We start from the raw sequence: 17939 nt of genomic DNA, 5'->3' as shown, positions 1-17939 counted from the left end.
TATCAGATACAGAAATAGCACATTTAATGTGGTGACATATTTATGACAGATTTAACGACACACGATCTCGCTCAGCCAGGCTGGCAAACCCGCGATCACCTTGACGATCCGGTCGTTGGCGAGCTGTGTAACCGTTTTGGACCAGATGCATTTACTGTACAAGCTACCCGCACAGGTATCCCCGTTGTGTGGGTCAAACGTGAGCAATTACTGGACGTTGTCGCATTCCTGAAAAAACAGCCGAAGCCTTATGTCATGCTGTTTGACCTGCACGGTATGGATGAGCGTCTGCGCACTCACCGTGAAGGCTTGCCTGCCGCCGACTACTCCGTCTTTTATCACATCATTTCCATCGAACGTAACCGCGACATCATGCTGAAAGTCGCGTTGGCCGAGAGCGATCTGCACGTACCGACCGTGACCAAACTGTTCCCGAATGCCAACTGGTATGAGCGTGAAACGTGGGAAATGTTTGGTATTACGTTCAACGGCCATCCGCACCTGACGCGCATCATGATGCCGCAGACGTGGGAAGGGCACCCGTTGCGTAAAGATTACCCGGCGCGTGCGACCGAATTCGATCCTTTCGTGCTGACCAAGCAGAAAGAAGATCTGGAAATGGAATCGCTGACGTTCAAACCGGAAGAGTGGGGAATGAAGCGCGGCACTGAAAATGAGGATTTCATGTTCCTCAACCTCGGTCCAAACCACCCATCTTCACACGGTGCATTCCGTATTATCCTGCAGTTGGATGGCGAAGAAATCGTCGACTGCGTGCCTGACGTGGGTTACCACCATCGCGGCGCGGAGAAAATGGGCGAACGTCAGTCCTGGCACAGCTACATCCCTTATACCGACCGTATTGAATACCTTGGCGGCTGCGTTAACGAAATGCCGTACGTGCTTGCCGTAGAAAAACTGGCGGGTATTGAGGTGCCGGATCGCGTTAAAACGATTCGCGTGATGCTGTCCGAGCTGTTCCGCATTAATAGCCACCTGCTGTACATCAGTACCTATATTCAGGACGTCGGTGCGATGACACCGGTGTTCTTTGCGTTTACTGACCGCCAGAAAATTTACGATTTGGTTGAAGCGATTACCGGCTTCCGTATGCACCCGGCCTGGTTCCGTATTGGCGGTGTGGCGCACGATCTGCCACGCGGCTGGGAGCGTCTGCTGCGTGAATTCCTCGACTGGATGCCGAGCCGCCTGGATACCTATGTTAAGGCCGCGCTGCAGAACACCATCCTGAAAGGCCGTACTCAGGGCGTCGCTGCCTACAATGCGAAAGAAGCGTTGGATTGGGGCGTAACCGGTGCGGGTCTGCGTGCTACAGGTATCGGTTTTGACGTGCGCAAATGGCGTCCGTATTCCGGCTATGAAAACTTCGACTTTGAAGTGCCCGTCGGCGACGGCATCAGCGATTGCTATAGCCGCGTTATGCTGAAGGTTGAAGAGCTGCGTCAGAGCCTGCGTATTCTGGATCAGTGCCTCAAGAACATGCCGGAAGGGCCGTTCAAAGCGGATCACCCGCTGACGACGCCACCGCCAAAAGAGCGCACGTTGCAGCATATTGATACGCTGATTAACCACTTCCTTCAGGTTTCCTGGGGACCGGTTATGCCTGCCAATGAATCATTCCAGATGGTTGAGGCAACGAAGGGCATTAACAGCTATTACCTGACCAGTGACGGCGGCACGATGAGCTACCGTACCCGTATTCGCACGCCGAGCTATGCGCATCTGCAACAGATTCCTTCTGTCATTCGCGGATGTCTGGTATCCGACCTGATCGTTTACCTCGGCAGTATTGATTTCGTAATGTCAGATGTGGACCGCTAATTATGCATGATCATAACAATCACGATCATATTGACGCTCAGGGACAACCTGCTGCCGATTCGCTGACAAAAGACAATGCTTTTGTATTGAGCGACGCCGAACGTGACGCCATTGAGCACGAAAAACATCACTACGAAGATGCGCGCGCGGCGTCAATTGAAGCACTGAAAATTGTGCAGAAAGAACGCGGCTGGGTACCGGATGGCGCTATCAACGCGATTGCCGATGTGCTGGGCATTCCTGCCAGTGACGTGGAAGGCGTAGCGACGTTCTATAGCCAGATTTTCCGTCAGCCTGTCGGGCGTCATGTTATTCGCTATTGCGACAGCGTCGTGTGCCACATCAATGGCTATCAGGGCGTACAGGCCGCGCTTGAGCGTAAGCTCAGCATCAAACCGGGACAGACAACGTTCGATGGACGTTTCACGCTGTTGCCGACCTGCTGCCTGGGGAACTGTGACAAGGGGCCGTCAATGATGATTGACGAAGATACCCATACCCATGTGACGCCGGAAGGAATTGAATCGTTATTGGAGCAGTATCAATGAGTAAAAACATTGTTCTGACTGCTGAGCAGCATCCTCTGACCTGGCGTTTACGCGCAGACAAACAGCCGGTATGGCTGGATGAATATCGCAGCAAAAACGGCTATGCCGCCGCGCAAAAAGCGCTAACCGGCATGGCGCAGGATGAAGTGGTCTCACTGGTTAAAGATGCTGGCCTGAAAGGGCGTGGCGGCGCGGGCTTTTCGACGGGCTTGAAGTGGAGCCTGATGCCGAAAGACGAAAGCATGAACATCCGCTACCTGCTGTGTAACGCGGATGAGATGGAACCAGGGACTTATAAAGACCGCCTGCTGATGGAGCAAGAGCCCCATCTGCTGGTTGAAGGTATGCTGATTAGCGCCTTTGCGCTGAAAGCCTACCGCGGCTACATCTTCCTGCGCGGCGAATACATCGAAGCGGCTGTCCACCTGCGTCGTGCAATCGAAGAAGCGAAAGCGGCGGGTCTGCTGGGTAAAAATATTCTGGGCAGCGGGTTCGATTTCGAGCTGTTCGTGCACACGGGCGCCGGGCGTTACATCTGCGGTGAAGAAACGGCACTGATTAACTCACTGGAAGGCCGTCGTGCCAACCCACGCTCTAAGCCGCCGTTCCCGGCGTCTGCGGGGGTTTGGGGTAAACCAACCTGCGTCAACAACGTGGAAACGCTGTGTAACGTACCGGCGATTATCGAACACGGTGCGGCGTGGTATCAGGGGCTGTCTGCGGGTAAAAGTAAAGATGCAGGCACGAAACTGATGGGCTTCTCCGGTCGCGTCAACAATCCGGGCCTGTGGGAACTGCCATTCGGCACCACGGCGCGTGAGATTCTGGAAGACTACGCGGGCGGTATGCGCGATGGTCTGAAGCTGAAAGCCTGGCAGCCGGGTGGCGCGGGTACGGATTTCCTGACGGAAAGCCATCTCGATCTGCCAATGGATTTTGAGCACATTGCGAAAGCCGGTAGCCGTATGGGTACAGCGCTGGCGATGGCCGTCGATCACGAGATCAATATGGTCTCGCTAACGCGCAATCTGGAAGAGTTTTTCGCCCGTGAATCCTGTGGCTGGTGTACGCCATGCCGCGATGGTCTGCCGTGGAGCGTGAAGATTCTGCGTGCGCTGGAGAAGGGCGAAGGTCAGCCCGGCGATATCGAAACGCTGGAACAGCTTTGCCGCTTCCTCGGACCGGGTAACACCTTCTGTGCGCATGCGCCGGGTGCGGTCGAGCCGCTGCAAAGTGCCATCAAGTATTTCCGGGAAGAATTCGAAGCGGGTATCTCTAAACAGTATTTAGGCAACGTCAAAGCGATTGGCGGTATTCAGCCTAACCTGTTGAAAGAGCGCTGGTAAGCTATCGCTCAACACGTGCGAGATGCAGTGAATGTATCCGCAGGGTGGCGCAAATAAGCCACCCTCTATAAACCCAATAGATTTCAGGCGCAGGTAGCCAACGCATTTGCGATTTGAAAGATGAGGGTATACAGAATTTTTGATTAGCGCTCGTGGCAACACGGGCCATTATGGAAGCATGCTGACTATGGCTACTATTCATGTAGACGGCAAAGAGTATGAAGTAAACGGAGCAGACAACCTTCTGGAAGCTTGCCTGACTCTGGGACTTGATATTCCTTACTTTTGCTGGCACCCCGCGCTCGGGAGCGTCGGATCCTGCCGCCTCTGTGCGGTAAAACAGTATCAAAACGCGGAAGACACCCGCGGTCGTCTGGTGATGTCTTGTATGACACCAGCAACCCAGGGAACGTTCATCGCGATTGAAGATGAAGAAGCGAAGCTATTCCGTAAGACGATAGTTGAGTTTCTGATGACCAACCACCCGCACGATTGCCCAGTGTGTGAGGAAGGCGGTAACTGTCATTTGCAGGATATGACGGTCATGACGGGGCAAAACTTCCGTCGCTATCGCTTCACCAAGCGTACCCACCGCAATCAGGATCTCGGCCCATTCATTTCTCATGAAATGAACCGCTGTATCGCGTGCTATCGCTGTGTGCGTTACTACAAAGACTACGCGGATGGCAAAGATCTCGGCGTTTACGGCGCGCATGACAACGTTTATTTCGGTCGCCCGGAAGATGGCACGCTGGAAAGCGAATTCTCCGGTAACCTGGTTGAAGTGTGTCCTACCGGTGTATTTACCGACAAAACGCACTCCGAGCGCTATAACCGTAAATGGGATATGCAATTTGCACCGAGCGTCTGCCAACAGTGCAGCATCGGCTGTAATACCAGCCCCGGTGAACGCTATGGCGAACTGCGTCGTATCGAAAACCGTTTTAACGGTAGCGTAAACCACTATTTCCTGTGTGACCGCGGCCGTTTTGGCTACGGCTATGTTAATCAGAAAGACCGTCCAAACCAGCCGCTGCAACGTCGCGGTGATGATTGGATCGCGCTGAATGCCGATCAGGCTCTGCAAGGTGCGGCGGATGTGTTGCGTCAAGCGAAGAAAACGATCGGTATCGGTTCGCCGCGTGCCAGCATCGAAAGCAACTTCGCTTTGCGTGAGCTGGTAGGGGCAGAGAACTTCTACACTGGTATTGCGCAGGAAGAACAAAATCGTCTGCAACTGATCCTGAAAGTGCTGCGCGAAAGTGGTGTGAGAACGCCGGCGCTGCGTGAAATCGAAGGCTACGATGCGGTTCTGATTCTGGGTGAAGACTTGACGCAGACGGGGGCACGTATCGCACTGGCCGTTCGTCAGGCGGTGAAAGGCAAAGCCCGTGAAATGGCGGCAGCGCAGAAAGTGGCTGACTGGCAGATCGCGGCGATCATGAACATTGGTCAACATGCCAAGCACCCGCTGTTTGTCACCAACGTAGACAGCACTCGTCTGGACGACATCGCAGCATGGAACTACCGTGCGCCAGTTGCCGATCAGGCTCGCCTTGGTTTTGCCATTGCACACGGTCTGGATAGTAGCGCGCCAGCAGTTGCCGATCTGGCTGCGGGCCTTGACCAGAAAGTCGATATCATCGTACAGGCGCTGGCCGGTGCGAAAAAACCACTCATCATTTCCGGCACCAATGCTGGCAGCGAAGAAGTCATCTCTGCGGCGGCAAACGTTGCCAAGGCGCTGAAAAATCGCGGTTCTGACGTCGGAATTACCTTTGTTGCTCCTGCTGCCAACAGCATTGGGTTGTCAATCATGGGCGGCGGTTCGCTGGATGATGCGCTGGCGCAGTTGGAAAACGGTGACGCCGACAGCGTGGTTGTGCTGGAGAACGATCTCTACCGTCATGCCCCAATCGCTCGCGTTGATGCCGCGCTGGAAAAAGCGGAGAACCTGATTGTGGTCGACCACCAGCGTACTCGCATCATGGACAAAGCCAGCATGATTCTGTCTGCTGCCAGCTTTGCTGAAAGCGACGGTACATTGGTGAACCAGGAAGGCCGCGCTCAGCGTTTCTTCCAGGTTTATGACCCAACGTACTACAACGACAAAGTTGTGATGCTGGAAAGCTGGCGCTGGCTGCACTCGCTGTATATCACTTACAACAGCCGTCAGGTTGACTGGACGCAACTGGATAATGTGATTGATGCGTGTGCCGCGGCACTGCCGCAGCTGGCTGCGATTAAAGATGCCGCGCCGGATGCCTCGTTCCGTATTCGTGGTCAGAAACTGTCGCGCTCACCGATTCGCTCCAGTGGTCGTACCGCTATGCGTGCCAATATCAGCGTGCACGAACCGCGTCAGCCTGTTGATAAAGACACCATGTTCGCTTTCTCAATGGAAGGGAACAACAGTCCGACAGCTAACCGTCAGCAGATTCCGTTTGCCTGGGCACCAGGCTGGAACTCACCGCAAGCCTGGAACAAATTCCAGGATGAAGTAGGCGGACATTTGCGTCATGGCGATCCGGGTGTGCGTATGATTGAAGCCGGAGAAGGTTCGCTGGCGTATTTCGACAACATTCCTGCGGCGTTCGTCCCACAAGCGGGTCAATGGCGCGTTGCGCCGTATTATCACCTGTTTGGTAGTGATGAAATGTCACAGCGTTCTGATGTGATTCAGCAGCGTATGCCAGAACCTTATGTGATGGTGAACCCGGCCGATGCGGCAACGCTAGGTGTGAACGCCGGTACATTGCTGGAGCTGACCTGTGCAGGACAAACGCTACGTCTGCCACTGCGCTTAAGTGCGGAATTGAGTCAGGGACAGGTTGGTTTACCGCTGGGCTTGCCGGGTATTGCGCCGGTGCTGGCGGGTGCAACCGTTGAAAATCTGCGGGAGGCCGCACAATGAGTTGGTTAACACCGGAATTAACCGAGATCCTGATTACCGTTGGAAAAGCGATCGTGATTCTGCTGGTTGTGGTGACCTGTGGCGCGTTCATGAGTATGGGTGAACGCCGACTGCTCGGCCTCTTCCAGGGACGCTATGGACCAAACCGGGTAGGTTGGGGCGGTTCATTACAGCTCGTCGCTGACATGATCAAAATGTTCTTCAAAGAAGACTGGGTGCCGAACTTTACCGATAAGGTGATTTTCACGCTGGCGCCGATGATCGCGTTTACGTCAATGCTGATTGCCTTTGCGATTGTGCCGATTACGCCAACCTGGGGTGTCGCCGATCTGAACATCGGGATTCTGTTCTTCCTGATGATGGCGGGTTTGGCTGTTTACGCGGTGCTGTTTGCCGGTTGGGCGAGTAACAACAAATACTCACTGCTGGGTGCGGTACGTGCTTCCGCTCAGACCGTGAGTTATGAAGTGTTCATCGGTCTGTCGCTGATGGGGGTTGTCGCGCAGGCTGGCTCGTTCAACATGCGTGACATCGTCGATTCTCAGGAACACCTGTGGAACGTTATCCCGCAGTTCTTCGGCTTTATTACGTTTGCCATCGCAGGCGTGGCGGTGTGTCACCGTCACCCGTTTGACCAGCCTGAAGCTGAGCAGGAAATTGCCGATGGTTACCACATTGAATATTCCGGTATGAAATTCGGTTTGTTCTTTGTCGGGGAATATATCGGGATTGTTACGGTTTCTGCGCTGATGGTGACGCTGTTCTTCGGCGGTTGGCATGGTCCAATCCTGCCTCCATTTGTCTGGTTTGCGCTGAAAACTGGCTTTTTCATGATGATGTTCATCCTGATTCGTGCTTCGTTACCCCGTCCGCGTTATGACCAGGTGATGTCTTTCGGTTGGAAAGTCTGTCTGCCGATAACGCTTTTGAATCTGCTGGCGACAGCGGCCGTCATTTTGTACAACGCTTAAGAAGGGGTGAATAAACCATGACATTGAAAGACTTAGTGGTTGGTTTCGGCACCCAGATACGCAGTATCTGTATGGTGGGTTCGAATGCTTTCAAGAAGCGCGAAACCAGAATGTATCCCGAAGAGCCTGTGAATCCACCGCCGCGTTACCGTGGTCGTATCGTGCTGACGCGCGATCCTGATGGTGAAGAGCGTTGCGTTGCCTGCAACCTGTGTGCGGTGGCCTGTCCGGTCGGTTGTATCTCATTGCAGAAAGCGGAAACCAAAGATGGTCGCTGGTATCCCGAGTTCTTCCGCGTCAACTTCTCACGCTGCATTTTCTGTGGCTTCTGCGAAGAGGCGTGCCCGACAACCGCTATCCAGCTGACGCCGGATTTCGAGATGGGCGATTACAAACGTCAGGATCTGGTGTACGAGAAAGAAGATCTGCTGATATCGGGGCCGGGTAAATATCCGGAATACAATTTCTACCGGATGGCTGGTATGGCAATCGATGGGAAAGACAAAGGCGAAGCGGAAAACGAAGCCAAACCTATTGATGTCAAAGGCCTGTTGCCCTAAGGAGCTAGCATGGAATTCGCTTTTTATACCACAGGCTTGATTGCGATACTGGCGACATTGCGCGTCATTACGCATACCAATCCTGTGCATGCATTGTTGTATATGGTCACCTCGCTTATGGCGATTGCGGGCGTCTTTTTCTCGCTGGGGGCTAACTTTGCTGGCGCGCTGAGCATCATTGTTTATGCGGGTGCCATCATGGTGCTGTTCGTATTCGTCGTCATGATGCTCAACCTCGGTAACTCCGTGGAAGAACAAGAGCGGAATTGGCTGAAACCTAGCGCTTGGGTAGGGCCAGGTATTCTTTCTCTGGCGCTACTGGTGATTGTCGTCAACGCGATCCTCAGCCTGAAAGAGCAGGGAATCACCGGCACGCCTGTTGAGGCGAAAGCCGTGGGTATCAGCCTGTTCGGGCCTTATGTTCTGGCAGTTGAATTAGCGTCAATGCTGCTGCTGGCGGGATTGGTTGTCGCTTTCCACATTGGTCGTGAAGATAAACGTGGTGACGTTGTCAGTAAAGAAGGCGCGAACCAGGACGTTGAGAAGAAAATAACGGGGGAACGCGCATGATTCCGTTACAACATGGGTTGATTTTAGCCGCTATCCTGTTTGTTCTGGGGCTGACTGGTCTGTTAATTCGTCGTAACCTGCTGTTTATGTTGATTAGTCTCGAAATTATGATCAACGCTGCCGCGCTGGCATTTGTCGTCGCGGGAAGTTACTGGCAGCAGCCGGATGGTCAGGTGATGTACATTCTGGCGATTACGCTGGCAGCGGCTGAGGCCAGTATTGGTCTGGCGCTGTTGTTACAGATGTATCGTCGTCGTCAGACCCTGAATATTGATACAGTCAGTGAGATGCGCGGATGAACTTACTCTATTTAACAATACTCTTCCCGCTGCTCGGCTTTCTGTTGCTGGCATTTTCCCGCGGTCGCTGGTCGGAAAATACGTCCGCGACCGTCGGTGTTGGCTCGATTGGTCTGGCAGCGTTGGTTACCGCTTGGGTTGTGGTCGATTTCATGGGCCAACAGCACGGCGGAGTTACCTTCTTTAATCAGCATTTGTGGACATGGATGGCCGTTGGCAACTTCGACATCAGCGTAACGCTGACGCTTGATGGCCTTTCGGTGACGATGCTGTCCGTTGTAACGGGCGTTGGTTTCTTTATCCACCTATTTGCCTCCTGGTACATGCGCGGGGAAGAGGGCTACTCTCGCTTCTTCGCCTACACCAACCTGTTTATCGCGAGTATGGTTGTTCTGGTACTGGCCGATAACCTGTTGCTGATGTATCTCGGTTGGGAAGGGGTAGGGCTGTGCAGTTACCTGCTGATCGGTTTCTACTATACCAACCCGAAGAACGGTGCGGCGGCAATGAAGGCCTTCATCGTTACCCGTGTGGGTGACGTCTTCCTGGCCTTTGCGCTGTTCATCCTTTACAAAGAACTGGGTACGCTCAACTTCCGCGAGCTGATGGTATTAGCGCCGCAGAAACTGGCTGAGGGTTCGCCGGAAATCACCTGGGCTACGCTGATGTTGCTGGGTGGTGCGGTCGGTAAATCTGCACAGCTGCCGCTGCAAACCTGGCTGGCGGATGCGATGGCCGGTCCAACGCCAGTCTCTGCACTGATCCACGCCGCGACGATGGTTACTGCGGGTGTCTACCTGATTGCACGTACCAATGGCCTGTTCCTGATGGCGCCGGACGTTTTGCATCTGGTAGGTATTGTGGGTGCAGTAACGCTGGTGTTGGCAGGTTTTGCCGCTCTGGTGCAAACCGACATCAAGCGCGTGCTGGCCTATTCCACTATGAGTCAGATTGGTTACATGTTCCTGGCGCTGGGCGTTCAGGCATGGGATGCCGCAATTTTCCACCTGATGACGCATGCGTTCTTTAAAGCGCTGCTGTTCCTCTCTTCTGGTTCGGTCATTTTGGCCTGCCACCACGAGCAGAACATCTTCAAGATGGGCGGCCTGCGTAAAACGATTCCGCTGGTTTATGTCTGCTTCCTGGTCGGGGGTGCGGCGCTGGCTGCATTGCCGTTGGTTACCGCAGGCTTCTTCAGTAAAGACGAGATTCTGGCTGGCGCATGGGCAAATGGTCACATCAATCTGATGGTGGCTGGATTGGCCGGTGCCTTCATGACTTCGCTGTATACGTTCCGTATGATTTTCATCGTGTTCCACGGTGAAGAGAAAACCAAAGCGCATGCAGGAAAAGGCATTTCTCACCACTTACCGCTGGTTGTGCTGATGGTTCTGTCCACCTTTATTGGTGCGATGATTGTTCCACCGTTGCACGGTGTGTTGCCAGCGACGACTGAGCTTGAACACGGCCAGTTGATGACGCTGGAAATTACCTCTGGCGTAGTGGCGATTGCCGGTATTCTGCTTGCTGCTGTGCTGTGGCTGGGCAAACATCAGGCGGTAAGCAGCATCGCGAAGAGTGCTCCAGGTCGTTTCTTCTCGACCTGGTGGTTCCACGCGTGGGGCTTCGATTGGTTGTATGACCACGTCTTTGTTAAACCGTATCTGGCTATCGCGAAGCTGTTGCAGCGTGATCCGTTAAATGGGCTGATGACCATCCCGGCCACGATTACCCGCTGGGGTAACCGTGGGCTGGCGCTCAGTGCGAATGGTCAATTGCGCTGGTACGTTGCTTCGATGGGCTTTGGTGCCGTGCTGGTGCTGGCCTTGTTGCTGCTGGTGTAAAGCAGCATCCTGTAACGTATGAAAGGTAGGGCATTCCGCAGATAGGGATGCCCGCCACGGCAAGTTTTCAGATTTCTTTAATTTAGGGACACAAAACGCCATGCTACTACCTTGGCTAATTCTTCTCCCCTTTATCGGCGGTCTGCTGTGCTGGCAGTTAGAGCGTTTTGGTACGAAAGTACCGCGCTGGATCGCGTTGATTGCAATGGGGCTGACACTCGTACTGTCTCTGCAACTGTGGTTGCAAGGTGGTTATTCACTAACCGCGCCGACAGGCGTGCCACAATGGCAATCTGAGTTTTATGTGCCGTGGATCCCGCGTTTCGGCATCGGTATCCATCTTGCGCTGGATGGCCTGTCTCTGCTGATGGTGGTACTGACGGGGCTGCTGGGCGTGTTGGCAATCCTCTGTTCCTGGAATGAAATTCAGCGCTATCAGGGTTTCTTCCACCTGAACCTGCTGTGGATTCTGGGCGGCGTTATCGGCGTGTTCCTTGCCATCGACATGTTCCTGTTCTTCTTCTTCTGGGAAATGATGCTGGTGCCGATGTACTTCCTGATTGCACTGTGGGGGCATAAAGGCTCTGACGGTAAAACTAGAATTACGGCGGCGACCAAGTTCTTCATTTATACCCAGGCAAGCGGCCTGATCATGTTGATTGCGATTCTGGCGCTGGTCTTTGTACATCACAATGCCACCGGTGTCTGGACGTTCAACTATGAAGACCTGCTGAAGACGCCGATGTCATATGGTGTTGAATATCTGCTGATGCTGGGCTTCTTCATCGCGTTTGCTGTAAAAATGCCCGTCGTGCCGTTGCACGGTTGGCTGCCGGATGCACACAGTCAGGCACCAACGGCGGGTTCTGTTGACTTGGCGGGGATCCTGTTGAAAACGGCGGCCTATGGTCTGCTGCGCTTCAGCCTGCCGCTGTTCCCTAACGCCTCACATGCCTTTGCACCGATTGCCATGTGGCTGGGTGTGATTGGTATCTTCTACGGCGCCTGGCTGGCGTTTAAACAGACGGATATCAAACGCCTGATCGCTTACACCTCGGTGTCCCACATGGGCTTCGTGATGATTGCCATCTATTCCGGTAATCAACTGGCTTATCAGGGTGCGGTGATTCAGATGATTGCGCACGGCTTGTCTGCTGCTGGCCTGTTTATTTTGTGTGGCCAACTGTACGAACGTCTGCATACCCGTGACATGCGTGAAATGGGCGGCCTGTGGTCACGTCTGAAGTTCCTGCCTGCGCTGTCTCTGTTCTTTGCTGTTGCGACATTGGGGATGCCAGGAACGGGCAACTTCGTTGGCGAATTCATGATTCTGTTCGGCAGCTATCAGGTTGTGCCGGTGATTACGGTGATCTCAACCTTCGGTCTGGTATTTGCGTCAGTCTACTCACTAATCATGATGCAGCGTGCTTACTACGGCGCGCCTAAATCTGATGAGCCATTGAAGAGTATGTCGCTCCGCGAATTGTCTATCGTGATGCTGTTGGTGGTATTACTGGTGTTGTTAGGGGTGTACCCGCAGCCGATTCTGGATACCTCCAGTGCCGCGATGTCAAATATCCAGCAGTGGTTTATGTCGTCTGCTCCAGATTCAATTATTTCAACAACAAGGCCGTAATTCGCCATGACAATAACTCTTCAACAACTAATTGCGCTATCGCCGCTGTTGATCGTCGGATTGACGGTAGTGGTTGTGATGCTGTGCATTGCGTGGCGACGCAACCATTTTGTCAACGCAACCATGACGGTTATCGGCCTGAATATTGCGTTGCTGTCACTGTACTTTGTCGGTCAGGTTGGCCCAACGGACGTGACGCCGCTGCTGCGTGTTGATGGCTTCTCAATGTTCTATACCGGGCTGGTTCTGCTTGCCAGTCTGGCAACCAGTACGTTTGCCTATCCGTGGCTGCAAGGCTACCCAGACAACCGCGATGAGTTCTACCTGCTGGTTCTGATTGCTGCGTTGGGTGGAATCCTGCTGTCGAGTGCCAATCATCTGGCTTCACTGTTCATCGGGATTGAACTGCTTTCCCTTCCGCTGTTTGGTCTGGTTGGCTATGCCTTCCGTCAGAAACGTTCGCTGGAAGCCAGTATTAAATACATGCTGCTGTCGGCAGCGGCGTCTTCCTTCCTGCTGTTTGGCATGGCGCTGATTTATGCTGAATCGGGCGATATGAGCTTTGCCAGCCTCGGTAAGAGCCTGAGCGATCACCAAATCCATGAGCCGCTGCTGCTGGCTGGTCTTGGGATGATGATTGTCGGTCTGGGCTTTAAGCTGTCTCTGGTTCCGTTCCAGCTGTGGACACCTGATGTGTATCAGGGGGCGCCTGCTCCCGTGTCTACGTTTCTGGCCACGGCCGGTAAGATTGCCGTTTTCGGTGCGGTAATGCGTTTGTTCCTGTACGCGCCGATGGCTGACAGCGAGTCTGTCAGAATCGTTCTGGGCATCATCGCGTTTGCATCGATCCTGTTCGGTAACGTGATGGCGGTATCGCAAACCAACATTAAACGTCTACTCGGTTACTCCTCCATCGCGCATCTGGGTTATTTGCTGGTTGCTCTGATCGCGGTTCAGAGCCATCAACTGGCGCTGGAAACTGTCGGCGTTTATCTGGTGGGTTACCTGTTCAGCAGCCTGGGCGCGTTTGGTGTGGTTAGCCTGATGTCCAGCCCGTACCGTGGTCCGGATGCCGATTCGCTGTTCTCTTACCGTGGTTTGTTCTGGCATAAACCGATTCTGTCTGCAGTGATGACGGTGATGATGCTGTCGCTGGCGGGGATCCCGATGACGCTGGGCTTCTTCGGTAAATTCTACGTGCTGGCTGTCGGTGTTAATGCGGAGCTGTGGTGGCTGACTGGTGCGGTCGTGCTGGGTAGTGCCATTGGTTTGTACTATTACCTGCGCGTAATGGTGAGTCTGTACCTGACTGCTCCTCAACAGCTACAGCGTGATACGCCAAACAACTGGGCCTTAACGGCGGGCGGCGTAGTGGTACTGATCTCCTCCATCGCCGTGCTGTTCTTCGGCTTGTATCCACAGCCGCTTATCTCTCTGGTACAGTTGGCGCAGCCAATGCTGTAACCACCGCCGAGAGTTGGGTTGAGTCACGAAACGCCGTTGATGAGAATCAACGGCGTTTTTTTATGGCGAGCTTCCTGCTCGCCACCCTTCGGGCCGTCGCAAGCGACGTTGAAAAACGCTCCCTGCGTTTTTTTGTCAGCAAAATCACTACGTTCTCGGGCGGTGGTGATAGCAGGCAAGGTACGTTTTAGGAATGGTCTGGTCTGCTGAAGCCGTAGAAGTCATGAAAAATTGTCTATAGTTAAGAAGACAACGATTTGTAACTCATGGTTTTTCATAACCAATGATTTCTCATAACAGAAGGAAGCACTCTATGGCGGCAACCAAAAAACAGCCTGAAGAAATTCGTGTCGATGATGATTTAAAACTTCTGTCTGAAACGCTGGATGAGGTACTGCGCTATACGGGCGATCAGGCAGATCAGGCCTACCTTGATTTGAAGAAGGGCGCAGAAAAAGCGCTGTTGGAAGTTAAAGCCCGCATTGGCGTAACAGACAGCTATTACGCGCGTGCAAAACAGGTAGCCGACAAAGCCGATGTGTATGTGCATGACAAACCCTGGCACGGTATCGGTATCGGCGCCACTGTCGGTCTGGTGTTGGGATTACTGCTGGCTAAGCGCTAATTTCTGCCAATCATGTAGCGGGATTCCCCGCTACATCCTCTGATATTCTCTATTCCTGAATCTTATCCTCTTTCTCCGGCATGCCTTGTACCCAATACATGGCTTCAAACGGACGTAGCTCCAATATTGTGGGTTGAGGCTGTGCATCAGAGTAATTGCTGAATAGCAGTCGCCAGCGGCGATCGTGGAGATCAAGGGGAGGCTGCCAACGCAGAGTCTGTTTACTGAGGTTTGCCAGAACCAGAAGCCGTTGGCCTTCCCAGGTACGCTGATAGCACCAGATACTGGGATGGTCCGGCAGCAAATCCTGATAGTCTCCGTAGGTCAGCAGCGGTAGCGCTTTACGCATAGCGATGAGCTGCTGGTAGGTGTAGAAAACGGACGCTTTATCCGCCAATGCCTGCCCCGCGTTGATGTGGGTGAAATTCTGACACGGCGCTATCCACGGCGTGCCGGTCGTAAATCCGGCATGGTTACTGGTATCCCATTGCATCGGCGTACGGCCGTTATCGCGTGATTTGCTGGCGAGGATCGCTAAGATTTGTGCATCTGGCTGACCCCGATCGCGCTGTTCAGCAAATTGATTCAGGCTTTCAATATCCCGGTATTGTTCAATCTGCGTATAGCCGGGATTGGTCATGCCCAGTTCTTCGCCCTGATAGATATAGGGCGTGCCCTGCATGCCGTGAAGCACCATCGCCAGCATCTTGGCGGATTGCACGCGGAATTCGCCCTCATCGCCAAAACGCGACACGATGCGCGGCTGATCGTGATTACACCAGAACAGCGCATTCCAGGCATGGTTGTGCATACCCTGCTGCCAGTGAGTGAAAATCTGCTTGAGCTGGATGAAGTCAGGCTCCGCCAGCGTCCATTTTTCCCCATTCGGATAATCGACTTTCAGATGGTGAAAATTGAACGTCATAGAGAGTTCGCTACCGTCCAACGCGGCGTAGCGGCGGCAGTGCTCCAGCGAGGTCGATGACATTTCGCCGACGGTCATCAAGCCACGGGGCTGAAAAACATCCCGGCTGAATTCCTGCAAGTAATCATGAATCAGCGGTCCATCGGTGTAGAAACGGCGTCCATCGCCCTGAGCATCGGACGGGAAATCCTGCTGCTTGGAGACCAGATTGATCACATCCAGACGCAACCCGTCCACGCCTTTATCCGCCCAAAATTCACAGACCTGTTTTAATTCATCCCGTACGCGCGGGTGCTCCCAATTCAGGTCGGCCTGCTCGGTGGCGAAAAGGTGCAGATAATACTGTTTGCTTTCGGCGTGCCACTGCCAGGCAGGGCCACCAAATTTTGACCGCCAGTTATTGGGTAGCGCACCGTCATTGTCATCACGCCAGATGTAAAAATGTCGATAGGGGCTGCGGCGATCCTGCGCGTTCAGAAACCAGTGGTGCTGCGTAGAAGTGTGGTTGAACACCATATCCATGACGACACGAAGGCGGCGTCGGTGCGCTTCTGCGATCAACGTTTCCATGTCGGCCATCGTGCCGTAGGTTGGGTCGATGGCGCAGTAGTCGGCGACGTCATAGCCGTTATCAACCTGAGGCGAAAGATAAACCGGCGTCAGCCAGATCGCATCAACACCCAACTGTTGCAGGTAATCGAGTCGGGCGGTGATGCCAGCGATGTCGCCAATACCATTTCCGGTACTGTCCTGAAAGCTCTTCGGGTAGATTTGATAAATTACGCCGTTTTGCCACCAGGGAAGTGAGGTAGTCATGAACAATCCTCCTAATCTATGCGTGGCCGCTATGCAGGATCCAGCGTGCCATTGCGGCTCTTGCGTTTATAGACCAGCGACGTCAATACAATCGGGATGACGGCGGCAACCAGCATGGCGAGAGCGAAAATGCCCCAAAATTGTGGCTTGATGGAGAGAATGCCCGGCAATCCACCGACACCGATGCCATTGGCCGTCACGCCGTACAGGCCACAGATGAGCGCGGCGGCGGCGGAACCGATCATGGCGCACAACATCGGAAAGCGGTATTTCAGGTTGATACCGTACATCGCCGGCTCGGTCACGCCAAGAAAGGCGGAAATCGCGGCGGGAACAGAAATTTCACGCTCGTTGGCTTTCCGACTGACGAGAATCACCCCGACGACCGCCGCCGCTTGGGCAATGTTGGACAGCGCAATGAGTGGCCAGACCGGCGTTCCGCCCATACTCTGAATCATCTGCATATCAATCGCTAACGTTGTTTGGTGCACGCCCGTGATGACCAGCGGCGCATACAGGAACCCAAACAGTGCTGCGCCAATGGGGGCAAAGCTGCCCGTCATTACGGCTTTAACGGCCCAGGCGACGCCGTCACCAATCATACGGCCAAAGGGGCCAATTAAGGTATGTGCCAGGAACACGGCCAGAATAAGTGAGGTTACAGGCACAACCACCAGATAGAGGTAATCCGGCACGATTTTTTTCAACCGTGTTTCGATCAGTGCCAGCGCCATCCCGGCCAAGACGGAAGGGATAACCTGCGCCTGATAGCCTATCTTCTCAATCGTGAACCAGCCAAAATTCCAGACCTCGGGCGTTTGCTGCCCGATAAGGTAGGCGTTCATCAACTGCGGCGATACCAGCGTGATGCCGAGTACAATGCCGAGGATCGGCGTGCCGCCCATTTTGCGTACGGTTGACCAGCAGACCGCAACGGGGAGATAGAAGAAGATGGCTTCGCCTAGCAGCCAGAGGAAATCGTAAACGGTTTGCCAAGTGGGGTAGAGCTGTACCAACGTTTGCCCGTCACGCATCGGGATATCGCCGATAACGTTACGTGCGCCGAGGATCAAGCCTCCGCTGATCAGCGCAGGGAGCAGCGGAAAAAAGATCTCGGCAAAGTGTGAAATGCTGCGCTCAAACCAGCTCATATTTTGGCGGGCGGCGACTTTGGCCTCTTCCTTATTGATTTCGCCTTTGCCCGTCGTGGCGAGCAGCGCTTTGTAATACTCGTCGACGTCGGTGCCGATCACGACCTGAAATTGTCCGGCGTTGGTAAAGCACCCTTTGACAATACGCATTTCTTCAATGTTTTTGGGATGGGCTTTGGATGAATCGTGCAAGACGAAACGGAGGCGAGTGATGCAGTGCGTGACAGCCGCGATATTCTCACGTCCGCCAACCAGTTCGATCAGACGGTCAATATCCTGTTGTTTCACTTTACTCATAGTCATGTCCTTTTTATCTTTTAGCGCAGACGTCAGGGACGCGAAGCAAGTACAGCTAGAGAAAAGCATAGTCTGTTAACGATGATTTTGCCGTGAAAGGAAAATGCATTGGGCTGTTTTTAAAAGAGAAT

At 53.7% G+C, this 17939-nt stretch carries 14 protein-coding genes; 12 read left to right on the top strand and 2 right to left on the bottom strand.

Annotation, left to right across the window (positions count from 1 at the left end):
• Positions 1-42: 42 nt before the first annotated feature.
• From nuoC to elaB, 12 genes are all read left to right on the top strand, one after another.
• Positions 43-1842, top strand: coding sequence for an NADH-quinone oxidoreductase subunit C/D (gene nuoC, locus R9X49_RS10515; protein ID WP_271873612.1), 1800 nt, complete (start codon positions 43-45; stop codon positions 1840-1842).
• 2 nt (positions 1843-1844) lie between these two features.
• Positions 1845-2390 (top strand): NADH-quinone oxidoreductase subunit NuoE, encoded by a 546-nt coding sequence (gene nuoE, locus R9X49_RS10510; protein ID WP_319848302.1) that lies wholly within the window; start codon positions 1845-1847, stop codon positions 2388-2390.
• Positions 2387-3736, top strand: coding sequence for an NADH-quinone oxidoreductase subunit NuoF (nuoF, locus tag R9X49_RS10505; RefSeq protein ID WP_319848301.1), 1350 nt, complete (start codon positions 2387-2389; stop codon positions 3734-3736). Before nuoE ends, nuoF begins: the two co-directional genes overlap by 4 nt.
• Before the next feature lie 187 nt (positions 3737-3923).
• A complete protein-coding gene (gene nuoG / locus R9X49_RS10500) occupies positions 3924-6650 on the top strand; it encodes an NADH-quinone oxidoreductase subunit NuoG (RefSeq protein ID WP_319848300.1) in 2727 nt (908 codons plus the stop codon).
• Positions 6647-7621, top strand: a complete 975-nt coding sequence (gene nuoH, locus R9X49_RS10495) for an NADH-quinone oxidoreductase subunit NuoH (protein ID WP_015840962.1) — start codon at positions 6647-6649, stop codon at positions 7619-7621. The genes nuoG and nuoH overlap by 4 nt, the downstream gene beginning before the upstream one ends.
• Positions 7622-7638: 17 nt before the next feature.
• The gene (gene nuoI / locus R9X49_RS10490; protein WP_015840961.1) at positions 7639-8181 is read left to right on the top strand and encodes an NADH-quinone oxidoreductase subunit NuoI; all 543 of its coding nucleotides are present in this window, start codon (positions 7639-7641) and stop codon (positions 8179-8181) included.
• 9 nt (positions 8182-8190) lie between these two features.
• Positions 8191-8751, top strand: a complete 561-nt coding sequence (nuoJ, locus tag R9X49_RS10485; protein ID WP_015840960.1) for an NADH-quinone oxidoreductase subunit J — start codon at positions 8191-8193, stop codon at positions 8749-8751.
• Entirely contained in the window at positions 8748-9050 is a 303-nt protein-coding gene (gene nuoK / locus R9X49_RS10480) for an NADH-quinone oxidoreductase subunit NuoK (RefSeq protein ID WP_005969835.1), read from the top strand. Before nuoJ ends, nuoK begins: the two co-directional genes overlap by 4 nt.
• Positions 9047-10894 carry an NADH-quinone oxidoreductase subunit L gene (nuoL, locus tag R9X49_RS10475; protein WP_319848299.1) on the top strand — a complete coding sequence of 616 codons (1848 nt, stop codon included), beginning with the start codon at positions 9047-9049 and terminating at the stop codon, positions 10892-10894. The genes nuoK and nuoL overlap by 4 nt, the downstream gene beginning before the upstream one ends.
• A 100-nt stretch (positions 10895-10994) precedes the next feature.
• Positions 10995-12530, top strand: coding sequence for an NADH-quinone oxidoreductase subunit M (gene nuoM, locus R9X49_RS10470; protein ID WP_319848298.1), 1536 nt, complete (start codon positions 10995-10997; stop codon positions 12528-12530).
• Positions 12531-12536: 6 nt separating this feature from the next.
• A complete protein-coding gene (gene nuoN / locus R9X49_RS10465; protein WP_319848297.1) occupies positions 12537-13994 on the top strand; it encodes an NADH-quinone oxidoreductase subunit NuoN in 1458 nt (485 codons plus the stop codon).
• A 313-nt stretch (positions 13995-14307) separates the two neighbouring features.
• Positions 14308-14619 carry a stress response protein ElaB gene (gene elaB / locus R9X49_RS10460; protein ID WP_010295366.1) on the top strand — a complete coding sequence of 104 codons (312 nt, stop codon included), beginning with the start codon at positions 14308-14310 and terminating at the stop codon, positions 14617-14619.
• Positions 14620-14668: 49 nt separating this feature from the next.
• On the opposite strand, the gene treC is transcribed toward elaB, so the two are convergent.
• Both treC and treB read right to left on the bottom strand, forming a co-directional pair.
• On the bottom strand, positions 14669-16360 hold the full coding sequence (gene treC / locus R9X49_RS10455; protein ID WP_319848296.1) for an alpha,alpha-phosphotrehalase: 1692 nt from the start codon (positions 16358-16360) through the stop codon (positions 14669-14671).
• A gap of 29 nt (positions 16361-16389) precedes the next feature.
• Complete coding sequence (gene treB / locus R9X49_RS10450) at positions 16390-17808, bottom strand: PTS trehalose transporter subunit IIBC (protein WP_319848295.1); 1419 nt, start codon at positions 17806-17808, stop codon at positions 16390-16392.
• Positions 17809-17939: the final 131 nt, after the last annotated feature.

The organism is Pectobacterium carotovorum, from assembly GCF_033898505.1.
GTDB lineage: Bacteria > Pseudomonadota > Gammaproteobacteria > Enterobacterales > Enterobacteriaceae > Pectobacterium > Pectobacterium carotovorum_J.
Note: the sequence above shows the minus strand (reverse complement) of the source record. Positions and strands in the feature narration are given on the sequence as shown.